28 protein-coding genes and 2 tRNA genes are annotated in these 26,861 nt (G+C 63.0%); 16 read left to right on the forward strand and 14 right to left on the reverse strand.

The window, feature by feature from the left end; translation table 11 throughout:
- Positions 1–19 precede the first annotated feature (19 nt).
- From QPW08_RS04280 to QPW08_RS04290, 3 genes are read left to right on the forward strand one after another with little or no spacing between them, the layout of a single operon-like run.
- Entirely contained in the window at positions 20–523 is a 504-nt protein-coding gene (locus tag QPW08_RS04280) for a hypothetical protein (RefSeq protein WP_284124505.1), read from the forward strand.
- Positions 516–914 carry a DUF1761 domain-containing protein gene (locus QPW08_RS04285; protein ID WP_284124506.1) on the forward strand — a complete coding sequence of 133 codons (399 nt, stop codon included), beginning with the start codon at positions 516–518 and terminating at the stop codon, positions 912–914. Before QPW08_RS04280 ends, QPW08_RS04285 begins: the two co-directional genes overlap by 8 nt.
- Before the next feature lie 36 nt (positions 915–950).
- Positions 951–1,271, forward strand: a complete 321-nt coding sequence (locus tag QPW08_RS04290; RefSeq protein WP_284124507.1) for a hypothetical protein — start codon at positions 951–953, stop codon at positions 1,269–1,271.
- Positions 1,272–1,297: 26 nt separating this feature from the next.
- Here the strand turns inward: QPW08_RS04290 and QPW08_RS04295 are convergent, their stop codons facing one another.
- From QPW08_RS04295 to serS, 4 genes are all read right to left on the reverse strand, one after another.
- Complete coding sequence (locus QPW08_RS04295; protein WP_284124508.1) at positions 1,298–2,368, reverse strand: potassium channel family protein; 1,071 nt, start codon at positions 2,366–2,368, stop codon at positions 1,298–1,300.
- Positions 2,369–2,407: 39 nt separating this feature from the next.
- Positions 2,408–3,190 carry a M23 family metallopeptidase gene (locus tag QPW08_RS04300; RefSeq protein ID WP_284124509.1) on the reverse strand — a complete coding sequence of 261 codons (783 nt, stop codon included), beginning with the start codon at positions 3,188–3,190 and terminating at the stop codon, positions 2,408–2,410.
- The gene (gene surE, locus QPW08_RS04305) at positions 3,190–3,948 is read right to left on the reverse strand and encodes a 5'/3'-nucleotidase SurE (protein ID WP_284124510.1); all 759 of its coding nucleotides are present in this window, start codon (positions 3,946–3,948) and stop codon (positions 3,190–3,192) included. Before surE ends, QPW08_RS04300 begins: the two co-directional genes overlap by 1 nt.
- Positions 3,949–4,057: 109 nt before the next feature.
- Positions 4,058–5,338, reverse strand: coding sequence for a serine--tRNA ligase (serS, locus tag QPW08_RS04310; protein WP_284124511.1), 1,281 nt, complete (start codon positions 5,336–5,338; stop codon positions 4,058–4,060).
- A 176-nt stretch (positions 5,339–5,514) separates the two neighbouring features.
- Here serS and QPW08_RS04315 point away from each other — a divergent pair, with 176 nt between their 5' ends.
- Genes QPW08_RS04315 through QPW08_RS04325 form a run of 3 tightly spaced genes read left to right on the forward strand, consistent with a single transcriptional unit; the run spans position 5,515 to position 7,980 of the window.
- A complete protein-coding gene (locus QPW08_RS04315; protein WP_284124512.1) occupies positions 5,515–6,810 on the forward strand; it encodes a sulfotransferase family protein in 1,296 nt (431 codons plus the stop codon).
- Positions 6,779–7,039 carry a hypothetical protein gene (locus QPW08_RS04320; RefSeq protein ID WP_284124513.1) on the forward strand — a complete coding sequence of 87 codons (261 nt, stop codon included), beginning with the start codon at positions 6,779–6,781 and terminating at the stop codon, positions 7,037–7,039. The genes QPW08_RS04315 and QPW08_RS04320 overlap by 32 nt, the downstream gene beginning before the upstream one ends.
- 50 nt (positions 7,040–7,089) lie before the next feature.
- The gene (locus tag QPW08_RS04325; RefSeq protein WP_284124514.1) at positions 7,090–7,980 is read left to right on the forward strand and encodes an alpha/beta fold hydrolase; all 891 of its coding nucleotides are present in this window, start codon (positions 7,090–7,092) and stop codon (positions 7,978–7,980) included.
- Here QPW08_RS04325 and QPW08_RS04330 read toward each other — a convergent pair.
- Together QPW08_RS04330 and sppA are read right to left on the reverse strand one after the other, a co-directional pair.
- A tRNA-Val gene (locus QPW08_RS04330) sits at positions 7,959–8,033 on the reverse strand. The two genes, QPW08_RS04325 and QPW08_RS04330, sit on opposite strands and share 22 nt — an antisense overlap.
- Positions 8,034–8,109: 76 nt before the next feature.
- Complete coding sequence (sppA, locus tag QPW08_RS04335) at positions 8,110–9,993, reverse strand: signal peptide peptidase SppA (RefSeq protein WP_284124515.1); 1,884 nt, start codon at positions 9,991–9,993, stop codon at positions 8,110–8,112.
- 111 nt (positions 9,994–10,104) lie between these two features.
- Here sppA and QPW08_RS04340 point away from each other — a divergent pair, with 111 nt between their 5' ends.
- The 3 genes from QPW08_RS04340 to QPW08_RS04350 all read left to right on the forward strand — a co-directional run bounded on the left by QPW08_RS04340 (position 10,105) and on the right by QPW08_RS04350 (position 12,808).
- Entirely contained in the window at positions 10,105–11,148 is a 1,044-nt protein-coding gene (locus QPW08_RS04340) for an aspartate carbamoyltransferase catalytic subunit (RefSeq protein ID WP_284124516.1), read from the forward strand.
- Complete coding sequence (locus QPW08_RS04345) at positions 11,145–12,380, forward strand: dihydroorotase (RefSeq protein ID WP_284124517.1); 1,236 nt, start codon at positions 11,145–11,147, stop codon at positions 12,378–12,380. Before QPW08_RS04340 ends, QPW08_RS04345 begins: the two co-directional genes overlap by 4 nt.
- Before the next feature lie 80 nt (positions 12,381–12,460).
- Positions 12,461–12,808, forward strand: a complete 348-nt coding sequence (locus QPW08_RS04350; protein ID WP_284124518.1) for a PilZ domain-containing protein — start codon at positions 12,461–12,463, stop codon at positions 12,806–12,808.
- A 93-nt stretch (positions 12,809–12,901) separates the two neighbouring features.
- Here QPW08_RS04350 and QPW08_RS04355 read toward each other — a convergent pair whose 3' ends face one another.
- Genes QPW08_RS04355 through QPW08_RS04365 form a run of 3 tightly spaced genes read right to left on the reverse strand, consistent with a single transcriptional unit; the run spans position 12,902 to position 15,628 of the window.
- Positions 12,902–14,278, reverse strand: a complete 1,377-nt coding sequence (locus QPW08_RS04355) for an SPOR domain-containing protein (protein ID WP_284124519.1) — start codon at positions 14,276–14,278, stop codon at positions 12,902–12,904.
- Positions 14,279–14,304: 26 nt separating this feature from the next.
- The gene (locus QPW08_RS04360) at positions 14,305–14,892 is read right to left on the reverse strand and encodes a hypothetical protein (RefSeq protein WP_284124520.1); all 588 of its coding nucleotides are present in this window, start codon (positions 14,890–14,892) and stop codon (positions 14,305–14,307) included.
- A gap of 19 nt (positions 14,893–14,911) precedes the next feature.
- Entirely contained in the window at positions 14,912–15,628 is a 717-nt protein-coding gene (locus tag QPW08_RS04365) for a ParA family protein (RefSeq protein ID WP_284124521.1), read from the reverse strand.
- 243 nt (positions 15,629–15,871) lie between these two features.
- Between QPW08_RS04365 and QPW08_RS04370 the strand changes: the two genes are divergently transcribed.
- From QPW08_RS04370 to bfr, 4 genes are all read left to right on the forward strand, one after another.
- Positions 15,872–17,056, forward strand: coding sequence for an SPOR domain-containing protein (locus QPW08_RS04370; RefSeq protein WP_284124522.1), 1,185 nt, complete (start codon positions 15,872–15,874; stop codon positions 17,054–17,056).
- Positions 17,057–17,154: 98 nt separating this feature from the next.
- Entirely contained in the window at positions 17,155–18,453 is a 1,299-nt protein-coding gene (locus QPW08_RS04375; protein ID WP_284124523.1) for a DUF418 domain-containing protein, read from the forward strand.
- A 179-nt stretch (positions 18,454–18,632) separates the two neighbouring features.
- Positions 18,633–18,821 carry a (2Fe-2S)-binding protein gene (locus QPW08_RS04380; protein WP_284124524.1) on the forward strand — a complete coding sequence of 63 codons (189 nt, stop codon included), beginning with the start codon at positions 18,633–18,635 and terminating at the stop codon, positions 18,819–18,821.
- A gap of 130 nt (positions 18,822–18,951) precedes the next feature.
- Positions 18,952–19,434, forward strand: a complete 483-nt coding sequence (bfr, locus tag QPW08_RS04385) for a bacterioferritin (protein ID WP_284124525.1) — start codon at positions 18,952–18,954, stop codon at positions 19,432–19,434.
- A 23-nt stretch (positions 19,435–19,457) separates the two neighbouring features.
- On the opposite strand, the gene QPW08_RS04390 is transcribed toward bfr, so the two are convergent.
- The 3 genes from QPW08_RS04390 to der all read right to left on the reverse strand — a co-directional run bounded on the left by QPW08_RS04390 (position 19,458) and on the right by der (position 22,152).
- A complete protein-coding gene (locus tag QPW08_RS04390; RefSeq protein ID WP_284124526.1) occupies positions 19,458–20,096 on the reverse strand; it encodes a hypothetical protein in 639 nt (212 codons plus the stop codon).
- 101 nt (positions 20,097–20,197) lie between these two features.
- Positions 20,198–20,689 carry a DUF2721 domain-containing protein gene (locus QPW08_RS04395; RefSeq protein ID WP_284124527.1) on the reverse strand — a complete coding sequence of 164 codons (492 nt, stop codon included), beginning with the start codon at positions 20,687–20,689 and terminating at the stop codon, positions 20,198–20,200.
- The gene (gene der / locus QPW08_RS04400; RefSeq protein WP_284124528.1) at positions 20,689–22,152 is read right to left on the reverse strand and encodes a ribosome biogenesis GTPase Der; all 1,464 of its coding nucleotides are present in this window, start codon (positions 22,150–22,152) and stop codon (positions 20,689–20,691) included. Before der ends, QPW08_RS04395 begins: the two co-directional genes overlap by 1 nt.
- A gap of 135 nt (positions 22,153–22,287) precedes the next feature.
- Between der and QPW08_RS04405 the strand changes: the two genes are divergently transcribed.
- Complete coding sequence (locus tag QPW08_RS04405; protein ID WP_284124529.1) at positions 22,288–23,058, forward strand: CHAP domain-containing protein; 771 nt, start codon at positions 22,288–22,290, stop codon at positions 23,056–23,058.
- An 18-nt stretch (positions 23,059–23,076) separates the two neighbouring features.
- Here QPW08_RS04405 and QPW08_RS04410 read toward each other — a convergent pair whose 3' ends face one another.
- Positions 23,077–23,373 (reverse strand): DUF3297 family protein, encoded by a 297-nt coding sequence (locus QPW08_RS04410; protein WP_284124530.1) that lies wholly within the window; start codon positions 23,371–23,373, stop codon positions 23,077–23,079.
- A 172-nt stretch (positions 23,374–23,545) separates the two neighbouring features.
- Here QPW08_RS04410 and QPW08_RS04415 point away from each other — a divergent pair.
- Together QPW08_RS04415 and tig are read left to right on the forward strand one after the other, a co-directional pair.
- Positions 23,546–23,630: transfer RNA gene (locus QPW08_RS04415), tRNA-Leu, on the forward strand.
- A gap of 58 nt (positions 23,631–23,688) precedes the next feature.
- Complete coding sequence (gene tig / locus QPW08_RS04420; protein WP_284124531.1) at positions 23,689–25,248, forward strand: trigger factor; 1,560 nt, start codon at positions 23,689–23,691, stop codon at positions 25,246–25,248.
- A 25-nt stretch (positions 25,249–25,273) separates the two neighbouring features.
- Here the strand turns inward: tig and QPW08_RS04425 are convergent, their stop codons facing one another.
- Complete coding sequence (locus QPW08_RS04425) at positions 25,274–26,821, reverse strand: amidase (RefSeq protein WP_284124532.1); 1,548 nt, start codon at positions 26,819–26,821, stop codon at positions 25,274–25,276.
- Positions 26,822–26,861 lie beyond the last annotated feature (40 nt).

Genomic DNA, 26,861 nt, shown 5'->3' on the forward strand with positions numbered 1-26,861 from the left:
ATTGCGCTACTACCAAGCGATGCGGATCGAGATCGCCCTCAGGGAACGGACCGAGCATGTCACGGTCGAGCGGGCCGACGGCAGCACTGCGGTGTTTGTCATCTCGCGCAAGGGGCCGCTGCCACACGACGCCTATCATTTCTTCGTCGAGCAGGCGTTTGGCATTGATGATGGCTTCTGGGGCCGGGTGGCACAGGGCGAGGATCCCGAGGCGATCCAGCTAGCGGCCATCGCCGGCGGCCATGCCAGCGCGAAGCGCGCCACCGAGCCCGACCCGGCGCTGATCGGGCTGATCCAGGCTGAACGGCTGGTCGAATGTTTCGAAGCTGAAAGCTGGTCCGGCAGCGCGGATGACGGAGCAATCGCGGCGATGGCCAGGGCCGGTTGGCAGGCCAGCCATGTCCCGCCGCTTGAGCTGTCGGCTGCAGCATTGGCGCGGGTCCGCACGGGATTGCGTGAACTTGCCGACAAGTGGCGGGAAGGGGCTGTGAAGCTGACATGGGAGGAGGAGCACCATGGGTGATATGAGCTTGCTGACGATCCTGCTGGCCGGGGTGGCATTCTTCGTGGTTGGAGCGATCTGGTACGGCGTGTTGTTCGGAAAAGCATGGCAGGCTGCCGCCGGTCTTAGCGATGACGATGTACAGAGTGGCAATATGCCGCTGATCTTCGGACTAACACTGGCATTCGAACTGCTGATCGCGCTGGTACTGGCGCACCAGTTTGCAATGACCGGTGCCAGCGACCGGGCCATCATGATGATCTCGGTCGGCTTCGGCGCTTTCGTGATGACCCCGGCGATCGGGATCAATTATTTGTACCAGCGCAAAAGCGGCAAACTGTTCGCTATTGATGCCGGACATTTCATTGTGGGTATGGCAGCGATGGGCGGGGTGTTTGCGCTGATGAACTGAAGCGGTTAGGCTCCGATCAACCAGGAGGCCCCCCCAATGCTTGAATTCGCCATACCCCTTGCGCTTGCGCTCCAGGTTTCGACGCCGTCGGACTTGCCACCGGCTCCCGCGCCTGAGCGTTCAGATGTCGATCTGTCGGAGCTCAAGAAGATCTACGTGAAGGATTCCTCGGCTGCTCTGCGAGTCGAGGTCTCTCACCCACTCCAGCAGGTCTGCGTACGCAAACCGGTGCTGGGCAGCCGGGTCAAGGTTCGCACCGTGTGCCAGGACCAGGCTTCGTGGAAAGCCTACCAGCTGGCCCGGGACGCGGATGCCGATGAATGGGGTAACGGTCGACGCGGCATCGACGTAAAGTAGCGACATGACGCGCCTTCGCGCGAGCTTCAGTCGCCGTTGTTCGAAGGGATCACTTCGACGATGATGTCGCCGGACTGCAAGCCGGCGCATTCTTCTTCCCAGTATCCATGCGGCTTGCCGTCGCGATAGATTCTCAGGCCAATGCCCTTGCCGCAGCTTTCGGCCAGCGGCTTGCCGATTTCGTCCGGTTTTACCTCGCGCTCCACCAGCTGGACCTTGCCGGTGACGCTGGCGAGGTCGGCCATATAGTCGGCGATGTGGGCACCCTTGGCGCTTCCAGCGAGCAATAGGCCTGTGAAGCGAACCGGGTTGATGACATTGTCGGCACCGGCCTGCTTGGCGAGGAATTCATTGTCGTCGGCACGCACGACGACGCTGATCGGGACATTGGGCGCAAGGTGGCGCACTGTCAGCACGATGAGTATCGAAGTGTCGTCCCGCCCGGCAGACACCAGCACGTTGGATGCCTCGCGGATGCGGACCGCCTCCAGCGTATCATCGCGAGTAGCATCGGCGGCCATTACATTGCAGCCGAGCCGCTCTGCCGATCCCACGCGCTCTTCACTGGGGTCGATGACCACGATCTTGCTCGGGTCGGTGCCGCGCTCGATCAATTCGCTGACCGCTTCCGAGCCGGATACGCCGAAGCCCAGCACCACGACATGGTCCGATAGCTGTTCCTGGATGCGGGCCATGCGCCACTTCTCCCAACTGCGTTTGATGATGAAATTATAGGCTGTGCCGACGAAGATGAAGAGCACGGCGAAACGGACCGGGGTCACGATCACCGCTTCGACCAGCCGTGCCCGATCGCTGATCGGGGCGATGTCGCCGAACCCGGTGGTGGTGATGGAGATCATGGTGAAATAGATCACGTCGAGGAAGCTCACTTCCCCATCGAGATTGTCGACCAGCCCGTCGCGATCCCACCAGTGGATCATGATGACCAGCATGATAAGTCCGAGGGCAAGGCCGACGCGGATGCCGAGGTCGCCCCAGACAGGGATCCTTACGGCCCGGCGCAAGGGCTTGAAACGCGGCCCACGTGCCAAACGCTTGCGCCTGCCGGCCCCGATCGTTTCCAGTTGCTTGCTCATGCTCGCTTGCGTGCGCCTCTCCGTGAAGAGGGCGCTAGCCTATTTGGCGCGGGGCGGCAATTTGCTTGCCGGATCAACATCCTCGCCATCGTGGCGGATTTCGAAATGGAGCTCCGGCCGGGTCGCCTTGCCGGCATCTCCGGCGAGGCCGATGCGCTCACCGGCCTTGACGACATCGCCCTTCTTCACTGTGATTCGGGCAAGGTGGCCATAGGAAGTCTGCCAGCCATTGCCGTGGTCGATCAGCACCTGGCGGCCGAAGCGGGTCTTCTCCTCGTCGGCGAACACCACCGTGCCGCTGGCCGACGCGCGCACCATGTCGCCGATCTTGACGTCGATATCGATCCCGTCATGCCCGCCGCCATCGGGGCGCTTGGTGAAGCCGTAAAGCACCTTGCCATCATGCGGGCGGCGGAAATAGGGCGTGGCTGGGATCGAGCGGCGGGCGACCCGCTTGGGCTCGAACACGGCGGGGATGATCAGCGTCTGCCCCGCCTTGACGGTACCCTTGTCATCCAGCCCATTGGCAATCGCGATATTCTCGAACGAGACGCCATACTGGATGGCGATGCTGAAACCTGTCTCGCCTTCCTTGACGGTGTGGTTGCGCTGGCGCGGAATCGTGAGCACTTCGCCGACCTGCACCGAATAGGGCTCCGGGATGCCATTGGCGGCAGCGATCACGGCCAGCGGCACGCCGGCGCGCTCGGCAATGCCGGACAGCGTCTCGCCTTCCTTGACGGTGTGCTCGGTCTCGGTCGCGGGGTTGTAAGCAGCCAGCAGGAACGGAGCGGCGAGGGCGAGGAGAGCCGCGCGCGACATCAGTCGAACCGCTCGCCGATGGCGGACAGCAGAGAATGCTGGGTCAGGTCGAGCTGCAGGGGCGTCACGGACACATATCCCTCGTCGATGGCTTCCAGATCGGTCCCGTGATCGAGCGTGTGCTCGATCGCGTAGAGCCCGAACCAGTAGTAGGTTAGCCCGCGTGGGTCACGCCCCTCGACCACCGATCCGCGCGAATAATCGTGGAAACCTTGCCGTACAGCGCGGATTCCCTTCACTTTTTCGGCCGGGAGGGGAGGAAAGTTTACATTGATGAAGGTGCGATCGCCGAATGGTGCGTCAAGCAACTTGCTGACCACCTTGGCGCCAAAGCTGCGCGCCGCATCGAAATGCTCGTGTTCGCTGTCGCGCACCAGCACCTGGCTCAGCGCGATCGAGCGGATCCCTGCCAGCGCGCCTTCCATCGCAGCGGAGGCAGTGCCGGAATAGGTAATGTCGTCAGCGAGGTTGGCACCGCGATTGACGCCGGACAGGATCAGGTCGGGTTTCTTGTCCTCCAGCACAGTCCGCAGCGCCAGCATGACGCTGTCGGTCGGCGTGCCGGTGACCGAATAGCGCCGCTCGCCCAGCTTGCGCAGGCGGACCGGGTGATGCAGCGTGAGTGAATGCCCGGCGCCCGACTGTTCCTCCGCCGGGGCGCAGACCCAGACATCGTCGGACAGCTCGCGCGCGATGGCTTCGAGCACTTCGAAGCCCGGGGCGTGGATGCCGTCGTCATTGGTAAGGAGGATGCGCATGGGTTTCTCGGTCTTTCCTTCTTCCGTTCGGGCTGAGCCTGTCGAAGCCCAGCCACCAGACTTGCGGCACCGTGGCGGCTGCCCTTCGACAGGCTCAGGGCGAACGGGTTTAGCTACTTGGTTCCAGCTTCGTGACACCCCCCATATAGGGTGCAAGCACTTCGGGCACCGTCACGCTGCCGTTTTCCTGCTGGTAGTTCTCCAGCACCGCCACCAGCGTGCGCCCGACTGCGAGGCCCGAGCCGTTGAGCGTATGGACGAAGGCCGTCTTCTTCTCGCCCTCGGGGCGATAGCGCGCATTCATCCGGCGGGCCTGGAAATCGCCGGTGTTCGAACAGCTGCTGATCTCTCGATAGGCCCCCTGGCCGGGCAGCCAGACCTCGAGGTCATAGGTCTTGCGCGCGCCGAAGCCCATGTCGCCTGTGCATAGCAACACCTTGCGATAGGGCAGGTCGAGCGCATGCAAGATGCCTTCCGCGCACTCGGTCATGCGCTCGTGCTCGGCTTCGCTGTCTTCCGGGCGGCAGATGCTGACGAGCTCGACCTTCTCGAATTGGTGCTGGCGGATGAAACCGCGCGTGTCCTTGCCCGCTGCACCCGCTTCGCTGCGGAAGCACAGCGTATGCGCGGTTAGGCGGATCGGTTCGGCAAGGTCGGGGATGATCTGGCCGGCGACCGATGCGGTGAGGCTGACTTCGGAGGTCGGGATCAGCCAGCGGCCATCGGTGGTGCGGAAACTATCTTCGGCAAACTTGGGCAGCTTGTCGGTCCCGTACATGGCATCGTCATTGACCAGCACCGGCGGATTGCACTCGGTGTAGCCGTTCTCGCGCGTCTGCGTGTCGAGCATGAATTGCGCAATCGCCCGGTGCAGCCGCGCCATGTCGCCGCGCAGGAAAGTGAACCGCGCGCCGCTGAGCGCCGCTCCGGTTTCGAAATCCATCCCCAGCGCGGGGCCGAGATCGGCGTGTTCCTTCGGTTCGAAGGCAAAGTTGCGCTGCTCGCCCCAGCGGGTGACTTCCTGGTTGTCCTCCTCGTCCTTGCCATCGGGGACGTCGTTGGCGGGCAGGTTGGGAATGATCGCCAGCGCCGCTTCCAGCTTCGCGCCGAGTTCGCGGTCTTCCTCCTCCAGCGCGGGGAGCACCTGCTTCAGCTCAGCCACTTCGGCCTTCAGCGTTTCGGCGGTGTCGGTGTCGCTCTTGCCCATGGCCTGGCCGATCGCCTTGGAAGCCTCGTTGCGGCGGCTCTGCGCTTCCTGCATGCGGGTGGTGACGGCGCGGCGCTGCTCGTCGAGCGCGATCAACTCGGCGCTCACCGGCTCCAGCCCCCGGCGGGCAAGGGCGGCGTCGAAGGCTGCGGGATTGTCCCTTATCTGGCGAATATCGTGCATGGCCGCGCCTATGCCGATTTGCCGCCGCAAATGCCAGTGGGGAAGTGATCGCAATCGGCCCAATCACATGGGGAAGGGAACGGATCGCGCCCTTGTGCGCTTTTTCTCAAACAGTAGAACGGGTTGCTCGCTGTGCATTGCACATAAGCCAATTCTAGCGAGTGGGGCACAATCACTTGAGCAATACTTCACCGCCCCGGCGGGCGCCGTTCGTTGCCATGCTCAACCAGCTGTTCCGCGCCGGGCGGGCGCTGGGCCAGGTCAAACCGCCGGTCTATGATCGCGACATCCTGGTCGAACGCGCAGTCGAGGACATGGGCCTGAGCGACTTCGGCGATCCCTGGTTCCTCGAGCCCTTCGATGTCCTGTTGCAATCCATCCGCGAGGAAGCCCGCCTCAATCCGGGCGGCGACTGGGCCGCCATGTTCTATCTCGAGCATGTGCTGATGCACCGGCTGCTGAGCGAATGGTGGTTCGACCGGCATCCCGAAATCCTCGATCGCTCGCTCAAGCGCCCGGTGGTGATTGTCGGCCCGATGCGGTCGGGCACGACCCGGTTGCACCGCTTGCTCGCCGCCGACCGCCGCTTCAGCCATTTGCGCAGCTTCGAAACCATCAGCCCGGTGCCGCGGCAGGATTTCGAGGATGTGCGCGCGGGCAACAAGCCGGACTTCCGCCCGATCCTGGCGCAGCGGGCGATGCGGCTGGCGCGGCTGGTCAATCCGCGCACGCTCTCGATCCACCCGACCGGCCCGTTCGAGCCGGAGGAAGAACTCGGCCTGCTCTGCGCCAGCTTCTATGGCATGAAGCACGAGGCGCAGTGGCACGTCCCGAGCTATGCCAGGTGGTGCGAGGGCGTCGATGCGACCCCGGCCTATCGCTACATGGCGGACCAGCTGCGGCTGGTCGGCTGGAGCCAGCAAGCCTCGACCCTGCGCCCGTGGATCCTCAAGACCCCGCAGCACATGCTAGACCTGCCCGCGCTGCTCAAGGTCTTCCCCGATGCGCGGCTGATCTTCACTCACCGCGATCCGCAGCAACTGGTCGGCAGCGCCGCCTCGCTGGCGTGGAACCAGACCATCATCTATTCCGATGAAGCCGATGCCGGCGCAATCGGGAAGGAATGGCTGCGCAAGACGCATTTGCAGGTCGAACGCATGATGACCGCGCGCGAGAACATCGCGTCAGAGCGGATGATCGATGTCCAGTACGAGGACATGGAGAACGACTGGCGCGGGACGATGGAGCGGGTCTATCGCTTCCTCGATCTCGATATCGAACCGGCGGTTGCCGGGATGGAGGACTATCTCGAGCGATCCCGCGAATTGAAGCGCCACCCACATCGCTACAGCCTGGAGATGTTCGGCCTGACCGCCAACGAAGTGCGCGAGCGGATGGGCAGCTATATCGACCGGTTCGATGTCCCGATGGAGAGGCCCCTTGGCACCCCGGCCAAGCGCAAGGCGATCTGAAACGCCGCGGCTGGTTCACTTCGTCGGCTTTCGCGGCGACCGCTACTGGAATGCCGCCCGCGTATTCGGTCCGCCTGACATGATCCACGAAGCCTGGGACCGATACGCTGCGGACGATGTCGCGCCAGGCGACTTGGTGATATTCGCACAGGGTGAATGGGACCAAGCCCCGCGCAGCTTTGCCGTCGAAGCGGAAATGAAGCGCAGGGAGCGGTGGGATGAAGGGTGACCGGCAGGAGTCACTTGCACGGACAGGCAGGGATGGCATTGAGCATCGCCATGGCTGATACCGATCCGAACCTGCACACCTTCGATTGCTGCGGGACCAAGCTGGCCTGGTGGGAATGGACTCCGGCGGCCAAAGGCAAAGCCCCATCGCTGTTGTTTGCCCACGCGACCGGATTTCACGGCCGCGTCTGGGATGCAGTCATCGAGCATTTCCCCGATCGCCACGTGTTGTCGCTGGATCTGAGGGGCCATGGCCGCTCATCGGGCGGGCCGGTCGATCATTGGCGTGTCTTCGCTGCCGACACGGCGGAGCTTCTCGAGCATGCAGGTGTTGAATTGGCGTTGGGCATCGGCCACTCCATGGGTGCACACACGCTGCTGCAGGTTGCCGCTGATCGCCCACACAGCTTCGCGCAGCTGGTGCTGTTCGATCCAGTGGTAGTATCGCCTGAATTCTACGCTGCAGAGACGACGCCGTGGGATAGCCGCGAGCCACACCCGACAGTGAAGCGCAAACGCCACTTTACTTCGCCTCAAGAGATGTTTGAACGCTTTGTCGCGCGCGATCCCTATGCGCTCTATGACCCGCGCGTGCTGCGCGACTATTGCGAGTACGGATTGCTTGAGAAGGCCGATGGCGAGTTCGAGCTGGCATGCACACCGGAGATGGAGGCCAGCGTATACATGAGCAGCCGGAGCAATGGCGGCATTGTCGAGGCGGCACGCTCAGTCGATTTCCCGGTTACCGTTGTCCGCGCAAAGCGGCTCGACTTCCACGACTTCAAGTCGTCACCGACCTGGCCCGATCTGGCATCGGCCCTGCCGCAAGGGCGCGATCTTTACCGTCCCGACATGACGCACTTCCATCCGTTCCAGGACCCGGCAGATGCTGCATGGATCATTGCCGATGCGGAGGGAAATGGTGGGCGCGACAGGGATTGAACCTGTGACCCCACCCGTGTGAAGGGTGTGCTCTACCGCTGAGCTACGCGCCCGCCCGTCTTGCGGCGATCGGTCTTGTCGCCGGGCAGGGGCGCGCCTCTACTGTAGCGGGGCGGGCCTGACAAGCACCTAGTCGGCGAAAATCCGCGCCAGCCGGTTCAACCAACCTCGGTCGCCGTCAGAGGCGGCGCGGGCCTTCGGTTCGGCCGGGCAGGCGAGGCAATAGGCCTGCATTCCGCGCGCGCCAGCAAGGCGAGTCAAATCCGCTTCGACCTGGCCGATCAGGGCCTGTTGCCGGGCAGCGACCATTGCGAACAGATCGCCACCGCGAGCCGCTTCCCCCTCGTCAGAGAAGAGCAATGTACGCAGCAGATTGTCGTAGGCAGGTTCGCTGCCGCCAATAAATTCCGGATGCCAGTCGCCGTCATCGAGCTTGGCCTCGCCTGCAACCCATTCGAGCGCTTCGTCGAGGCCGCCATACTGGTCGATCAACCCGACCTGGCGCGCAGTGCCGCCGTCCCACACGCGGCCCTGGCCGATCTCGTCGACCCGCTCGACCGGCAGCTTGCGCGCGGCTGAAACGCGGGAAAGGAAATCGGCATAGCCATCCTCGATGGAGCTCTGGAGGATGGCATCGACTTCCGGCGTGAAGCCCCCGATGAGGTCGGGCTGGCCGGACAAAGGCGTTGTCTGCACACCGTCCGAATTGATGCCATATTCGCCAGTAATCCCTTCGAAGGTCGGGACCACCGCGAAAATGCCGATTGAACCGGTAATGGTTTCGGGTTCCGCGAAAATCCTGTCACCTGGCGTCGCAACCCAATAGCCGCCGCTTGCAGCTACATTCGCCATGGATACGGCAATGGGGATATCCTTCGCCTTGTGCCGCAGGATGGCCTCGCGAATGGCTTCACTGGCGAGCACTGAACCACCAGGCGAATCCACCCGCACGACGAGCCCGGCGAAGTCCTCGCTCAGGGCTTCGTCGAGCAGTTCAGCGATACGGTCACCGCCGGCAATACCCGGGCCGGCTTCGCCGTCCACGATCTCGCCGGCAATGGTGATGACCCCTATGGCGGAACCAGGGCTGTCCGGGCGATTGGCCGACAGCCACGGGCCAAGCTCGGTGTGGGCAAAGCTGCCCGGGGTCAGATCCCAGTCGTCCTTGCCGACGATCTTCGCCACGTGCTCGCCGAACTGGACCTTGTTGCCCAGCTTGTCGACGAGTCCGGCAGCAAGTGCGGCCTTGGCAAGGTCACCCTTGCTCGCTTCAACCCATTCGACTGGGGTCTTGGCGACGAGGTCGACATCGGCCTTGGGGCGCGCTTTCTTGACCTGTGCCTGCCATTCTTCCCACAGCGCGCCGTAGAGCTCCTGGGCATTTTGCCGCGCTTCGGGCGACATGCCGTTGCGATCAAATGGCTCCACCGCGGACTTGTAGGTGCCGACCTTGTAGATACGGGCGTTGATGTTGAAGCGGTCAAGCAGCTCGCCATAGTAAAGGCGGTTGCCGCCCGGCCCGGCAATGATCGCGCCGCCGAGCGGGTCGATCCATACTTCGCTGGCATGGGCGGCCAGCAACAGCCCGTCGTCGCCGTATCCTACCGCATAGGTCAGCACCGGCTTGTCCGCCGCCTTTGCCCGATCGAGCGCTTCGCCTATGTCCTGCAAATGCACCTGCCCGCCGCCGACGAAACGCGAGAGATCGAGGACGACGGCCTTGATGCGATCGTCGCCGGCTGCCGCATCAATCGCCCGGACCAGTTCCTGGACATCGTATTCGCGGATTGGGGCGCTGCCACTGAGGAACGCTTCGATCGGATCGATCACGCTCTTTTCCTCGACCACCACGCCGTCCAGTTCCAGCAGCAGCGCACCATCGCGCACCTGTGCTGGGCTGGGCCGGGCGGTCAGGACTGCGAACAGGGCAGAGAAAAACAGCAGCAGGAACAGCAGGCTGAGACCGTCCTTGATCCCGACCAGCAGTTTCCAGACCTTGCTTGCGAACCTCATGGAGTTTTCGAACCTCGTATTGCTTCCCCGGCAACATAGGTAGTTGCGTCTCTGCCCGCTACATCAAACCGCTTGAGCGCAGCATACAGCTCGACTAAGGGCTCGGCTTTAATGACAGACACCGGCAACCCCGCTTCGACCGGCCGCTATCCAGCGGGCGGGCAGGCCTTTCCGCATGGCAGCCTGACCGGCATAGCCCAGCTCGAACGCCACGAGATCCTATACTTGCTGGACGAGGCCGAGCAGTGGGTCGATTTCAACCGCCAGAGCGACAAGCATTGCGACCTGTTGGGCGGGCTGACGATCATCAATGCCTTCTTCGAGAACAGCACCCGCACACTGCTGAGCTTCGAGATCGCGGGCAAGCGGCTGGGGGCGGATGTCGTCAACATGCATGCCGCGCAGTCGAGCGTGAAAAAGGGCGAAACGCTGATCGATACCGCGATCACGCTCAATGCCATGCGCGCCGATGCCATTGTCATCCGGCATGGCTCGAGCGGCGCGGTGGACCTGATCGACAGCAAGGTCGATTGCCCGGTGCTCAACGCCGGCGACGGGCAGCACGAGCACCCGACGCAAGCGCTGCTCGATGCGCTCGCGCTGCGTCATGCGCTGGAAGAGCGCGGCGAAGGCGGAGATGACTTTACCGGCCTTACTATCACCATCTGCGGCGATATCCTGCACAGCCGCGTCGCTCGGTCGAATATCCTTTGCCTGCAGGCGATGGGTGCCAGTGTCCGTGTGTGCGCGCCGCCTGCCTTGATGCCGGTCGGGGTCGAGCGGATGGGGGCTGAGCCATTCCACGATTTCGAAGCGGCGCTGAAAGGCTGCGACGTGGCGATGATGCTGCGACTGCAAACCGAGCGGATGAGCGGCCAGTTCATCCCCTCGGCGCGCGAGTACCATCATCTCTACGGGCTGACCAAGGAGCGGCTGGAGCGCTGTGCGCCCGATGCGCTGGTAATGCACCCCGGTCCGATGAACCGCGGCGTGGAGATCGACAGCGATGTCGCGGACATGCTCGACCGCTCGATCATCACCCGCCAGGTCGAGATGGGCGTGGCAGTGCGAATGGCCTGCCTCGACGTGCTGACACGGCGTGGGCGCGGAATTGCCGGCTGGCAGGGCGAACTAGGCAAGGGGCAGTGGGCATGAAGCAGCAGCGTTCCCTCGTCATCGCCAATGGCCGGGTTGTTACGCCGGACGGGATCCGGGATGGATCCGTGCTGTGCAAGAGTGGCCTGATTGAACAGGTTGGAGACTTTGCCGCGCCGCATGATGCCGAAGTGATCGATGCCAAGGGGCAGGTGGTTGCCCCCGGGATTGTCGATCTGGGCGTGTTTGCCATCGACAAGCCGGCGTTTCATTTCGCTGGGATCACCCGCGCCGCGCTGATGCCCGACCAGTCACCCATGCTCGACCTGCCAAGCCGGGTTTCCTATATCGCCAAGAGCGGCAAGCCCGACTTGTGGGTCCATCCTCTCGCTGCCGCGACGAGCGGCCTCAATGGCACCGACCTCGCCGAATTCGCGCTCATGCGTGGGGCAGGTGCGCGCGGGATTGCCACAGGGCGGCGCTGGATCGCCGATAGCGGAGTCATGCTGCGGGTGCTGCGCTATGCCGCCATGCTCGACCTGGTCGTTGTAACTCATGCAGAAGATGGCGGCATCGCAGGGGATGCGGTTGCGACCGCCGGTGAGATGGCAACCCGGCTGGGCCTACCGAGTGCACCGGCGGAGGCAGAAGCGCTCGCGGTCGCTCGTGATATCGCGCTGGCCGAGATGACCGGGGCGAGGCTGCATCTGCGGCAGGTCACTACCGGGGCGGCACTGGATCTTGTCCGGGCGGCAAAGGGCAGGGGTGTTAATGTCACGGCGGGTGTGACGCCGGCGCATTTCATGCTGTCCGACCTTGCCACGGGTGATTTTCGTACCTTTGCCCGGCTCTCGCCGCCGCTCCGCGAGGAGCATGACCGTTTGGCGGTGATCGAAGCGATCGGTGACGGGACCATCGATGTCATCGCCAGCGGACATGATCCGCGCGGGGCAGAGGACAAGAGGCTGCCTTTTGCCGATGCCGAACCGGGCATGGCCGGAGCAGAGACGTTGCTGGCGACAACGCTGACACTGGTGCGGGATGAAGTCATTTCCCTCGAACGCGCCTTTGAACTCCTCGCCTTGTTGCCAGCGAGGCTCTTGGGCGTGCCCGCAGGGCAGGTGGCAGAAGGCCTCGAAGCGGATATCGCCGTGATCGATACGGATAAGCCCTGGGTCGTCTCCAGCAGCCGGATGGCCGCAACTGCCGGCAATACGCCGTTTGACGGGCAACCGATGCAAGGGCGTGTGACGACATTGCTGAAGGGCGGCTTGACTGTTACCCAGTCTTAATCATGCATCAGCATGCAGGGTTAATGTGGTGGTCGTAATTCCCGTTCCTGGCGATGATGACAAAGATGAGGGTTAGTCCCTTGGAAGAAGAAAACACAAGCAAGCGTCAGACCGACCGCAAGCGGATCGGCATCCAGGGCCGCTACCGGACCGGCTCGGGCCGTCCGCGCGATGTCTGGATCACAGACCTCTCACAGACAGGTTGCCGCTTCTACGACAAGTTCGGCACCATGCAGAAGGGAAAAGCCCTGACAATCCGGATCGGAACCGTTGGACCGATCCCGGCTGTCGTGAGGTGGTGGGACAACCAGGTCAACGGCATCGAGTTCGAGCAGCCGCTGCACGAATCGGTCTATGAACACATCTGCGCCAATTTGAGCGAAGTTCCCCCGGAAGCGCTCGACGATCAGGGCGACATTTCCGCCTGATTGCCCTTAACTACGGCAAAAGAAAAAGCCCCTCCCGGGATGTGGCCGGAAGGGGCTTTCGCTCGCTAGATGGAGAAAGTTTTCCTGCGCACCCTAGCGGCGAGCGAGGCGATATCCCTTGTCGACTGCACCGGGCAGCGGGCGGCCATCGGCCCAGGCAATGCAGCCCTGGCCCTTGGCTTTGACCTTGCCACACATGCTGGTGGCGGAGGCGACCTGGAAACCACCGGCGGACACGCGGAAGTAGGTCTTGCCGCGCACCTTCGCTTCAGTGATGACCATCTGGTAGTCACTCAGTTCGGGATAGCGGGCGGCATAGACGCCCCAGGCCCGGCGTGCACCGGCTTCGGAGCGGAAGCTGCCGAGCTGGATCAGGTGCGTGCCATTGGTTTCGACCTGGCGGGCAGCGACGCGCGCAGGGCGCGGTTCTGCACCGGAGCGGGTCGGGGTGGACTGAACCACCGGGTTGGAAACGAATTTGACTGCGTTCGATGCGACCTGAGCGATGGTGGCACCGGTCGGAGCCTTGGCCTTGAAGGCATCCTCGAAGCTCTCCGGTGCACGGACAGCCGGTGCGGCAACAGCCACCTGAGGTGCGTCGGGCTGGCGTGCGCCAACCGGAACACCATCGATCGGCGGCAATTCACGCGGCGTCGGAGCGCTCGCAATAAAGCCTTCAGACGGCTGGAGTTCGCCATTGGCGGCATAGAGCGAGGCCTTGGCTGCAGCTTCGGCTGCGAACTGTTCGACGCCCGGGTTGTTGTTCAGTGCGAGCTGCGCCGGCTGGCCGGCATCAGCGCTGACTGGAACATTGAGCAGGCCGGCAACACGCTGCTGGAACGCTTCCGGCTGGGCCGATTGAGCCCATTCGCTGATGCGCTGGTCGATCTTGTCGCCCGGCACGTCTTCAGCTGCCATGAGCCGAGCAGCACGCCAGTTGCCCTGCAGGGCATAGGCATAGGCCAGGTTCTGGCGCATTTTCGGCGTGTTTTCACCGGCGCGCAGGGCATTGCCCAGCACATGCACACCGCGATCGGCTTCTCCGGCAAGGGCCAGAGCGAGGCCGAGATCGGCTGCGGGGATCTGGTCGCGCCAGTCGTCAAGCACGGCCACAGCGGCGCGGTTGTCACCCTTGCCGATGGCGGCGAGGGCATAACCAAGCGCAGTGCGGGCCGACTGGTCGCCCAGCTTCATCGCGTCGTCGAAGCTGGTCGCCGCTGAAGCAAAGCGCCCGGCGTCGAGGTAGGCAGCGCCCAGCATGGCACGATAGGCCGCGTTGCGCGGTTCGGCGAGAACGGCGGCTTCGGCATTAGCGACGGCCTTGCCGCTTTCGCCGCGCTGTAGCGCGGTCTGCGCCTTGCTGGCCGACAGGTCGGCACGCGGAGCGCCTTGTCCACTGCACCCGGCCAGCGCGACCAGCCCGATGGCAGTCGTTACGGCCAGTGCGGCATTTCGGTTGATGCGAGCCATTGGTCTTTCCCCCTTGCAGGTGGTCTTCAGCGCCGCTGCACTTGAGCGGCGAGTGAATCGATATCGGGCGAGCTCTCGAGCAGGCTGTCGAGCGCTTCAGTGACGATCTGCTGTGCGCTTCGCCCCTTTACGGTGCTGAGCAGGCGCAGCTTGAGATGGCGTTCTTCGTCGAGCCGCAGCGTGAAGGCTGCCCGCCTGCCGCGCGCCAGGGCGGATCGGCGTTTCGCAACGGCCTTCGGGGCAGCCTCGGAAACTGGTTTTTGCGGAGCAGGTTTCGCAACGCGTTCAGCAAGCACTGCCTGCTGACGGTGCACTTCGGACTGTTTCTTCTCCGCGAGTGCCTCTTGTGCAGCCTTGTCGGCGGCCCGCGATTCGGCTTCGGCGGCTTCGTTGGCAGGTTCCGGCGTCAGGTGCAGGACCTGGCCGTGCGATTCCACTTTGCCATCGTGGTGCTCGTCTTCGCCCATGTCGTTCCAGCCCAGGTCTTCCAGGTTGGATGCAACGTCGGGCCCGTTCGGATTGAGCGGGGCGAGCTGCGGGCGCATGGCCGGCTTCGCGCCGCCCTTGCGGGCCAGCAGGCTTGGGTTGAGAGAGGCAAATGATGCTTCGTTCATGGCCTTGCGCCTGCCTTGCTTACTGAGCAACCCGGCGGCCGAAGCCACCTTGCGGACGACCGGCACCCGGAATCTGCGAAACAGAACCCGGAGCGGCAAAGACGGTGCGGCGGAAGTTTTTCTCGAGGCGATCCGCGATGTAACCCCACAGTGCTGTCACTTCTGCGGCGCTGCGGCTTTCCGGATCGACTTCCATGACCGTGCGGCCATCGATCATCGAGGCCGCGAAATCGGTGCGGTGGTGGAGGGTGATCGGAGCGACAGTGCCGTGCTGCGAGAGGGCGACAGCTGCTTCGCTGGTGATCTTTGCCTTGGGCGTCGCAGCGTTAACGACGAACACCAGCGGCTTGCCGGCGCGTTCGCACAGGTCGACCGTGGCACCCACGGCGCGCAGGTCGTGCGGGCTGGGTCGCGTCGGGACGACGATAAGCTCAGCCACGCCGATGACCGACTGGATGGCCATGGTGATTGCCGGCGGTGTGTCGATCACGGCGAGCTTGAAGCCCTGCTGGCGCAGGATCTGCAAGTCGCTCGCGAGCCGAGCAACAGTGGTTTGGGCAAAGGCGGGATATTCCGCTTCACGCTCGTTCCACCAATCGGCCAGCGATCCCTGTGGGTCGATGTCGATAAGAACAACCGGCCCAGCGCCAGCGCGCTGTGCCTGTACGGCAAGATGTCCCGAAAGGGTCGTCTTGCCCGATCCGCCTTTTTGCGAAGCCAGTGCCAATACTCGCACAGGTCGGTCCCCCTGATTTGCTTCGTTCACCCACGCCTTTCGCGGGCTTTCGACAGGTGGGATCGCAGGATACCCCTAATTTTGGGTTAACGGTGACGGCAAGAATTCGCGCCAATGCCCAGTGTGCGCCTCTCGCGGCCCAGGCCAGGGTTAGAAAAACTTTGCTAACGGCCTGTTCACTATGTCACGCTATCCATCAGGGCAGGATTTTGGTTTGTCGAGAGGGTTCGCAGCCGCATCATGATGATCGCGCGTACATATCGGGGCCTGCTTGCTGCAGCCCTGCTGGCCGTGCCGGCTGCAGCGCTGGCTGACGTCAAGGCTGGGGTCGAAGCATGGACCGCTGGCGATTATGACCGTGCCGTGCGCGAATGGCGCGAACCGGCAGCCAAGGGCGATCCCGATGCCCAGTTCAACATGGCGCAGGCCTATCGCCTCGGGCGCGGGGTCGAACAGAATACCAAGCAGGCCGAGGTCTACTATGCCAAGGCGGCCGCGCAGGGCCATCTGAAGGCAGCTGACAATCTGGGGCTGCTGATGTTCCAGGGCGGGCGGCGTGAAGAGGCAATGCCCTATGTCAAGTCGGCGGCCGACCGGGGGGATCCGCGCGCGCAATATTTGCTCGGCATTGCCCATTTCAACGGCGATTTGGTGGAGAAGGACTGGGTTCGCGCCTATGCCTTGCTGACGCTGGCCAATTCTGCCGGGCTCCCGCAAGCAGGCCCGGCGATCCAGCAGATGGACGATTTCATCCCGTTGGAGCAGCGCCAGCAGGCCCAGCCGCTCGCAGCCCAGATCAAGCGCGAGGCCGATGTGCGCCGCTCCAGCCAGCAGGCGGCGGTTGACCTCGGCGATCCGGCACCGGCGACAGTGGCAGCAGCCGTTCCGCCGCGCCCACAACCGGCGGCCTCCGATGCTACACGCCTGCCTCCGGTCGCAGCGCGCATTCCCGAACCGATTGCGCAGACGCCGGTCGCGCCCTCCGTTGCTGCAGCACAGGCTGCCATCGCAGAAGCAACGCGCGTTACCGGCACACAGAATCCCGCCGATGCAGGCGCTACTTTTGCGGCTCGCGAGGGATCGGCAAGCGCTTCGCGCCCCGCACGCGACGAAGCGGTGCGAGTTGCAGCTGCCCCCTCGGCCCTTCCGGCAGCGGAGCCGGCACAGGCACCAAGCCAGAGTATGCCCGCTCAGGCCCGGACCGGTCCCTGGAAAGTCCAGCTTGGTGCCTTTTCCGTCGCCTCCAACGCCGACCGCCTGTGGTCGCAGTTGGCAGGTCGTGCTGAACTTTCCGGTTCGAGCAAGTTGCTTGTGCCGGCGGGCCGGGTGACCAAGCTCCTTGCCGGTGGCTACGCCAGCCGCGGCGAAGCACAGGATGCCTGCGCTGCGCTCAAGCGCAGCGGGCAGGATTGCCTCGTCACGCGTTAAGGGCCCGCCGATCGACCTGGTTATGTCGGCCGTTGGTCGAAGCGTCTTTGGCGGTTAGCTTTAGCGTGATACGCCTTCCGGGACAGGGAGGAACAGCAATGGCAACTGCAGCTACGCCAGACATGGAAGCCGGCGCGGGTGGTGCATCGGCAGAGCCGGTGTCGGCGAAGGATGGCACGCGGCTCGTCAGTCTCGATTTCATTCGTGGGATCGCTGTGCTGGGGATCCTGTTTGCGAACATCACTGCCTTCGGCCACCCGTTCATGGTCTATATCTGGCCGGAAGCCATGCCCGGAGGGGCGACCCTCGGCGACAAGCTGGTGTGGTTGTTCCAGTATGTCGTAATCGACCATAAGATGCGTGGCCTGTTCACCCTGCTGTTCGGGGCCGGGATGATGCTGTTCATGGAGAGGGCCTGGGCGCGTGGTTCGACTCGCTGGCTCCAGTTCAGGCGGTTGCTGTGGCTGCTGCTGTTCGGAATGATCCATTATTACCTGATCTGGTTCGGGGACATCCTGCAGCTCTATGCCGTATGGGGGATCGTCGCTCTGACAACGATGAAGTGGAAAGCGAAGACCCAGCTTGTCGTATCGCTTGTGCTCTACGTGCTGGGGACCGTCGCCTTCACCGGCTTGATGGGGTCGCAATATTACTTCGCCGAGAACCCGCAGGTGGCGGCGCAGTTCCTCGACGAAGAACAGCTCGAGCAGCTAGCGAATGTCGAAAGCGAAACGCTCGAAGAGGTTGCCGAGACCGTCGAACGATACCAGACGCAGAGCTATGCGGGCTTTGTCACGCACCAGGTGCTGGAGGAAACCGACCAGAACCTCGTCGGGCTGGCGTTCGGCCTGTTCGAGACGATCGGCATGATCCTGATGGGGATGGCACTCTACCGGTTCGGCTTTTTCAGCGGAGCATTCGATTCCGCCAAGATGCGAAAGTGGGGATGGATCGGCTTGCTGGGCGGGGCCGGAACGTCGGCTGCGCTGGGCCTGTGGGTCTATGTGGCGGATTTCCCGTTGATGCTGACCTTTTTCGTGTTCCAGGGCCTGATGATGCTGCCGCGCCTGGCCTTCGTGCTCGGGTTGGCCGCGCTATTGGTCGAATGGGCACCGCGGGCGAGCGAGAGCTGGCTTGGCCAGCGCTTTATCGCCGCCGGACGAATGGCGTTCAGCAATTACCTCGGCACTTCGATCGTCATGCTGTTCCTGTTCCATGGCTGGGCGCTGGGCCTGTTCGGGCAGCTGCATCGGATCGAGCTGTTCGGGATCGTGCTCGCGAGCTGGACTGTCATGCTGCTGTGGTCGAAGGCGTGGCTTGAGCGGTTCCGCTACGGACCGCTCGAATGGTTGTGGCGTTGCCTGACCTACTGGAGGCTGTTCCCCTTCAAGCGCTAACACCGGGCCGACAAAGGCCCGGCGAGGGCGACCGCCCGCCCACAGGTGCCCGACCAAAGAGAGGAATAGCACCGAGGATGGTCGCTCGGATGTGCGACTACAATCACAGATGTCACTTGCTATTGAGAATAATTCGCATATCTTTGCTCTTGCGAATCACTCGCAGGAGAGCCGCCAGCATGTATGTCTGCATCTGCAACGCTATCAGGGAAAGCGAGCTGCGCCGTGTGGCCCGGCACGTCCCCGGCGATGCGGAACAGGCCTATGCGGCGATGGGCAAGGTCCCGCAATGCGGCCAGTGCCTGTGCGATGCCGACTGTATTCTCGATGAAGAGCGCGAGTTCGGCCTTCAACCGGCCGCTGCCTGAGCGCTCCAACCGCTAACGCAAATCGCTCGCAACTGGCGGAATTCCGCCATTTTTCCGCTGTCTGGCCCTTGTCCGTCCGGGTCCGATGGGCGTATGCCTATGCCATAACCCCCATCGAAGGAGTCGGGCCATGAAGGGCGATGCCAAGGTCATCGAATATCTCAACAAGGCACTCACCAACGAGCTGACCGCGATCAACCAGTACTGGCTGCACTACCGTGTGCTGGCCGACTGGGGCGTGCACAAGCTGGCCGAATACGAGCGCCACGAATCGATCGACGAGATGAAGCACGCCGATATCCTGGCCGAACGCGTGCTGTTCCTTGGCGGCCTCCCCAACTTCCAGGCCATCCACAAGCTCAAGGTCGGCGAAACGGTCGAGGAAATTCTCAAGGCCGACCTGGCCATGGAGGAGGAAGCGATCCCGCTTTTGCGCGACGCCATCCAGCACAGCGAAAGCGTGCGAGACTACGTCAGCCGCGAAATCTTTGCCCGCATCCTCGAGAGCGAGGAAGAGCATGTCGACTTCCTCGAAACGCAGTTCGACATGATCGCGAGGATGGGGCTGGAGAATTATGTCCAGCTGCAGAGCAAGCCGGCGGAAGAAGGATAGGCTTTTCTGGCCTCCCTCATTTACTATTCTTCCGCATCTACCCGTCGGGCTTCTCGATATGTCGGGCGTTGATTTGGGCCACCGGAGGGATCAAGCTCGATCTCAAACTCTTGGCTCCCGTTCTTTCCGAGCTCGTCCTTGAAGTAGATTGTTGCCCGAAAGTCCTCCATTTTGGATAGGTCGTCATAAGACCGCTGCATGGAGATAGTCTCACCCGCAGGCAAATGGGCCGCTTTGGAGGTAACTTGACCGTCAACGACAATTGAAACGTCTGTGCAGGTCGCTGCCACATTTCGAAAATGAAACTTCTGCTTTGTGGTTTGTCCGGAGTAGCTTGCACCGCCGACAGTGAGGAAGCGCGGCTGAGCAAGCCTCTCCGCTTCAAGTTCCTTAGCCCTTCGGTCATCCAGTTCTGATTTCAGTTGGTCTCTGGCGACTTCGACAAGCGCCCTTTGCTGCTCAACCGAGTTTCGAAGCTCTTCTCCTTGTATATGAAGGGCTTTGCTGCTGTTCCGCAATTCTATGCCTTGTTGTAAGAAGCCAAGGACGAGCCAAAGAAATGCTAAGGGAGCTGCTGACCCCGCCAGGAAATCACCGAACTCGTTCGGTCGCATTCGCCAGAAGGCATCTTGTTCGGACAAGAAATAGATCAGCAATATCAAAAGGTACGCTAGACTCGCGCCGAAGCCGAATCGGAATAATATCGACGGTTCGTGTACGATATCGTCTGATTGCCCATGATCTTCCGTCAACTTCTGATCTCCTAACTCCCCTCGTCACGGCCCTCGCGGGTCTGGCCACCGGTAGCGATTACAGTCTCCGCAGCAAACATAACCAAGCCCAGGATCAGGAGCAGCATCGTGGCGATCCAGGCGATCGCCGTCAGCGTGCCGATCTGCGGCTTGATGAAGGCGCTGATAAACAAGAGCATGATGACCAGAGAAATGGTGAGCGCCGCGGCCGTGGCAAACGTGACGGCGCGCTGGGCGTAGCGGCGGCGCCGCTTGAGGCGTTTCAATTCGCGCCGTTCGCGGGCCGTGTGCTCTTCGTCCATCCGCTCTTCCAGCCGGTCGATACGGTTGGCGATCCAGATCAGCCGGGCCATAATGACGTTCATGATCGCGCCGATCGCTGCCAGCAGGAAGGCCGGGGCAAGGCTGAGGCGGACGATCTCCTGCACGCGCAAGGTGCTGGAGGTGCGTTCAAGCAGGTCGGTCGCAAGGTTGCCTGACTGGACGAGCAGGTCGAGCCACATCAGCCGCGCTCCGAGCCGCCGCTGAAATTGCCCCCTCCGCCCTTGTTGGCATTGTAGGGATTTTTCGAACTCTTCAGCACCACGCGCACTGGCACGGCATCGAAGCCCAGCTTGGCGCGGATGCCGTTGACGAGATAGCGCTCGTAGCTCTTGGGCAAATCGTCGAGCCTGTTGCCGAACACTACGAAGCGCGGCGGTCGGGTACCGGCCTGGGTGATGTAGCGCAGTTTGATCCGCCGGCCGCCGGGTGCGGGCGGAGGGTTGGCCTCTAGCGCATCGTCGAACCAGCGGTTGAGCGCAGCGGTGGGCACGCGCTTGGACCAGCTCTCGCGGATCACGAAGGCGGCGCGCAGCATGTCGTCGAGGCCTTTGCCGGTCTTGGCGCTGACCGCAAACAGCGGCAAGCCACGGACCTGCGACAGCCCTTCGTCGAGCGCGGCGCGGATTCCGTTGAAGAGGTAGGACGCATCTTCCGCGATGTCCCACTTGTTGATGGCGATCATCAACGCGCGGCCTTCCTCGAGCACCTTGCTGGCGATTTTCAGGTCTTGGTGCTCCAGCCCCTGCGTCGCGTCGAGCAGCAGCACGACGACTTCGGCAAAGTCCACGGCACGCAATGCATCGGCGACGGAGAGCTTCTCCAGCTTCTCGACGACCTTGGCCCGCTTGCGCATCCCGGCGGTGTCGATCAGTCGGATGTCGTGGGTCGTCCCGTCCTTGGGGTCGGTCCATTGCCAGTCGACCGCGATCGAATCGCGGGTGATCCCCGCTTCCGGCCCCGTCAGCAGGCGATCTTCGCCCAGCAGGCGGTTGATCAGCGTCGACTTGCCCGCATTGGGCCGCCCGACGATGGCGAGCTTCAGCGGGCCGAGAGGAGCGTCTTCATCCTCTTCGCCTTCGGCCATCTCGCCAGCCTCGGCGGCCAGCTCGGCAGCGCGCTCGGCCTCTTCCTCAAAATGCCCGATATGCGGCCACAGGCCTTCGAACAGGTCGGCGACGCCTTCGCCATGCTCGGCGGAGATCGGCGCGGGGTCACCCAAGCCCAGCGAATAGCTTTCCAACAGCCCGGCATCGCCGGCCTTGCCCTCGGCCTTGTTGGCGACGAGCACCACCGGGACGTCGACCGTGCGCAGCCAGCGGGCGATTTCCTCGTCGAGCGGGGTGATCCCGGCCCGCGCATCGATCACGAACAGCGCGGCGTCGGCACCTTCGAGACTGACTTCGGTCTGCGCGCGCATGCGGCCAGGCAGGCTCTCCTTGTCCTCGTCTTCCCAACCGGCGGTATCGACCACGGTGAATTGCATGCCCGCCAGTTCGGCGTCGCCCATGCGGCGGTCGCGCGTTACCCCCGGCTGGTCATCGACCAGCGCGAGTTTCTTGCCCACCAGCCGGTTGAACAGCGTGGACTTGCCGACATTGGGTCGGCCGATGATGATCACAGTGGGTTTGCGGGTCGCGGACATTATGCTGGCGCAGGTGGCGCTTAAACGCGCGAATGGCAAGCATTCCCGCAATCCCTGTTTCGCGCAATCATGGTATATTCGCGTTAACCACAGCCGGGAGGCGGGTGGAAAGGTTACCGCCGCATTAGTGGCGACATGAAAAATGCTGTCACATCGCTATGTATCGGGGTCGCCCTGGTTGCAGCGCCAGCCCTTGAAGGCTCGCCGCAAGGTGCCGCGCATGCGCAGGAACTTGCGCCCTACTTGCAGTGCGTTCCCTATGCCCGCGAGGTAAGCGGGATTCAGATCTATGGCGATGCCTATACCTGGTGGGACCAGGCCGAAGGCGTTTATGATCGTGGCCGGAAACCCAGGGTGGGCGCGGTCATGGCCTTCGAAGCCAATGACCGGATCCAGCTGGGCCATGTCGCAACGGTGGTAAAGGTGATCGACAAACGCACCGTGCTGCTCGACCATGCCAACTGGTCGCCGATCAACGGTCGCCGAGGCCAGATCGAGAGCGGTGTCAGGGCGGTCGACGTTTCCAGGAAGAACGACTGGAGCCAGGTGCGGGTCTGGTATGCTCCGCTGAATAACCTCGGTACGACGCCGTGGCCGGTGCTCGGATTTATCTACGGCGACGGCAAAGCCACGCCACGCAAGGCACCGTTCGAGCCCCGGCCTGTCGAACGGTCGCCGGTTCAGGTCGCCGCAGTGACGGGCAAGCCTTCGCGCGATTTCCTCAACGCGTTCGGTTCACTGGGGCAGGGTGCCAATCCGCCCCTGCTCGAGCGTCGTGCGCCTGAAGCACCGCGGCAGATCGGTTATACGTCTCCGCCGCCGATCCAGCGCCGTGCACAGGCACAGCCCCCTGTGCGAACCGCCGCGGGCGATCCTTACGCGAACGTGCTCGCCAAATACGACTGACACGTAACGGGGTGGGGCTCAGGCCTTCGCTACCGGGGCATCGTCACCCAGGTCTTCATACCACGCCTCGACCGGGCCGGTGAGTTTGAGCGTCAACGGATTGCCCTTGCGATCGACGGTCTTGCCCGCCTGAACGCGCACCCACCCCTCGGAAATCGAATATTCCTCGATATCGTGGCGCTGCTTGCCCTTGAAACGGATGCCGACGCCGCGCTGCAGCACTTCGCTATCGAAATGCGGATTGCGCGGGTTCACCGACAGGTGGTCGGGCGGGGTATCTGCAGCTCCAGCTGCGGGAGTGTTCTCTTCGCTCATGGCGCGGCCCGATAATCCCGCGCGGCGCGCTGGGCAAGCACTCTGACGCATTGCGTGCTTTTTCCGCTACCGGGAGCCTTGCCCTTTGTCGCACTAGCCATTAGAGGCGCGCCTTCAACGCGGTGCACCGTTGGTGTGCCGCGTAGCTTCGTTCGGGGCTTCATTCGGGCTAGCGGGCGTGGCGGAATTGGTAGACGCGCTGGTTTTAGGTACCAGTATCGCAAGATGTGGGGGTTCGAGTCCCTTCGCCCGCACCAGTCCGCTGCCTGAGAGCCGAACTACAGAGCAGTTTACACAAGGCACAAAGACCAACCCATGCAGACTACAGAGACCACTAACGAGGGCCTCAAGCGCGGCTATGAGCTGACGCTGACCGCCAAGGAAATCGATGCCAAGATCGATGCCGAGGTGAAGAAGATCGCACCGCAGGTGAAGATGCCTGGCTTCCGCCCTGGCAAGGTGCCGGCCAACCTCGTGCGCAAGATGCATGGCGAACAGCTCCACGCACAGGTGCTCAACGACACGATCCGCGAATCGGTCGATGCACTGATGAAGGACAAGGAACTGCGCCCGGCGATGCAGCCTGCCATCGAGCTCAATCCGGATTATGAGCAGGGCAAGGACGCCAAGGTCACTGTCGACCTCGAAGTGCTGCCGCAAATCACTGCGCCGAGCATCGAAGGCCTTGAGATCGAGCGCCTGATGGTGCCGGTGGCCGACGAAGCCGTGATGGAAGCCATCGAACGCATCGCCGGCAGCAACAAGAGCTACAAGGACGCTGCGAAAACCAAGAAGGCTGCCGATGGCGACCAGCTGATCATCGATTTCGTCGGTTCGATCGACGGTGTCGAATTCGAAGGCGGGAAGGCCGAGGATGCCCCGCTGGTGCTGGGATCGGGTACCTTCATCCCGGGCTTCGAAGACCAGCTTGTGGGCGTGAAGACTGGCGATGAAAAGACCATCACCGTGACCTTCCCGGAAGACTACCAGGCTGAACATCTCGCGGGCAAGGACGCCCAGTTTGCCATCACCGTGAAGCAGGTGAAGGTCGAAACCGAAACCAAGCTGGACGACGAGTTCGCCAAGAATCTGGGCCTTGAGGGCATGGACCAGCTCAAGGAGCTGATCAAAGGCCAGCTCGAGCAGGAAACCGGTGGTCTCACCCGTACGGCGATGAAGCGCTCGCTGCTCGACCAGCTGGCAGCCGGTCACGATTTCGCCGTGCCGCAGGGCATGGTCGACGCCGAGTTCGAGCAGATCTGGAACCAGCTGCTGCAGGAAGCGGCCCAGGAAGAAGATGCCGACAAGGCGATGAAGGAAATCGAAGCGGAAAAGGACGACTACCGCTCGATCGCCGAACGTCGCGTGCGCCTCGGCCTGCTGCTGTCTGAGATCGGCCAGGCCAACGGCGTCGAGATCAGCCAGCAGGAAATGACCATGCTGATGACGCAGGCTGCACAGCAGTATCGTGAGGAAGATCGCGAGCGTTTCATGCAGTTCATCCGCCAGGATCCGATGGCCGCCGCCCAGCTGCGCGCTCCGCTGTATGAAGACAAGGTCGTCGACTTCCTGTTCGACAAGGCCGAGATTACGGACCGCGAAGTGACCCGCGAGGAGCTCGAGGCGGCGATCGAAGCCGACGCCGAAGAAGAGAAGAAGCCGGCGGCGAAGAAGAAGGCTCCGGCCACGAAAGCTCCGGCCAAAAAGGCACCGGCCAAGAAGGCTGCCGCCAAAGACGAGGCCAAGCCGGCTGCCAAGAAGGCCCCGGCCAAAAAGGCTCCGGCCAAGAAAGCAGAATCGACCGAGAAGAAGCCCGCTGCAAAGAAAGCCCCGGCCAAGAAGCCGGCCGCCAAGAAAGCACCGGCGAAGAAGTAAGCACTCAGCCGGCTAGCGCCCGGGGTTATTCAGCCTCGGCTTCGCGCTCGGCCGGTTTCCAGCGTTCGAAAGTAGGCTCGGGCAGCTCGGCTGTCCGGGCCTTTTCGTATCCGCGCCCTGCCTTGAGTACGGCGTGGTCGTCCCACTTGGTGCCGATGATCGAAAGGCCGACCGGCAGGCCTTCGATCTGGCCCATCGGCACGGTCAGGTGCGGGTACCCCGCAATCGCTGCCGGGCTGCCATAACCGATCGAACCGTTGAAATTGTCGCCATTGACGAGGTCGGTGGTCCAGGCCGGGCCGCGCGTCGGAGCAACGAGGAATTGCACGTCGAATTCCTTGAGCAGCGCATCAATCCCTTCCTCGCCGGCGATGCGCACGGCATTGGCGCGGGCTATTTCGTAGGCTTCGGTATCGGTCGTCTCCAGCGCTTGCCGGAAAACCTCCTGCCCGAACCAGCGCAGCTCGGTATCGCGATTGGCTTCGTTGAACGCGACCAGTTGTCGCAGGTTTGTCGGTCGTGCGCCGTCTTCATCGTCCCATTCGAGCCCGGCGAGATACGCGTCGATCCCTTCGCGGAATTCGTACAGCAGCACCGTGAAGCTGTCGCGGAACATGGCGCTCACCTGCTCCTGGTCCGCTTGCTTGTCGATTTCGACGAGGATTGCACCGGCCCGTTCCATGTCGCCTAGCGCGAGGTCGAAGACGTTTTCCAGGTCTTTCCGATTGCCGACATGGTTGCGCATTACCCCGATCCGCACACCTTGCAGGTTTGCGTCGATCATGCCTTCGGTGAAGTCGGGCTTGCGCGCGTCGGCTTCCGCAGTCGCCGGATCGAGCGGATCGGTCCCGGCCATGGCGTTCATGAGCATCGCTGCGCGATAGATGTCGACCGCCATCGGCCCAGCGGTGTCCTGCGTGCTGGAGATCGGCACCACATGCGTGCGGCTGATAAAGCCGACGGTGGGTTTGAACCCGACAATGCCGTTGATGGAAGCGGGGCAGGTAATCGAACCATTGGTTTCCGTGCCCACGGCAGCCCAGGCGAATTTCGCCGCCACGGCGGCGCCGCTCCCGGACGACGAACCGCAGGTGTTGCGATCGATGGCATAGGGATTGCGGGTCAGCCCGCCGACGCCGCTCCACCCGCTGGTCGAATCGTCGCCGCGAAAATTGGCCCATTCGCTAAGGTTGGTCTTGCCCAGGATGACGCCACCAGCCGCGCGTATACGCGCCACAAGCGGGGCATCGCGCCCGGTCATGTTGTCTTCCAGCGCGAGGCTACCCGCAGTCGTCGGCATGTCCCGCGTGTCGATATTGTCTTTCACCAACACCGTCATCCCGCCCAGCGGCAAGCCTGCTTCGTCGGCGATCCTTGCCTGAACCGGGGCGTCGGGATTGGTGACGATCACTGCATTGAGCTCGGGCCCTGCGTCATCCAGCTCGGCAATCCGGGCCAGTTGGCGTTCGGCCGTTTCCTCGGCAGCACTGGTGCCGGGCAACAGCGGCTCGGCCTCCTGTGCTACGGCTGGGGAGGCAAGGGCAAGAGCGAGCAGCGATGCAAATGTTTTCATGGACGGCAGAGTGCCACCGACCACGAAGGATGCAAGGGTG

Source organism: Parerythrobacter aestuarii, from assembly GCF_030140925.1.
Classification (GTDB): Bacteria; Pseudomonadota; Alphaproteobacteria; order Sphingomonadales; family Sphingomonadaceae; genus Parerythrobacter; species Parerythrobacter aestuarii.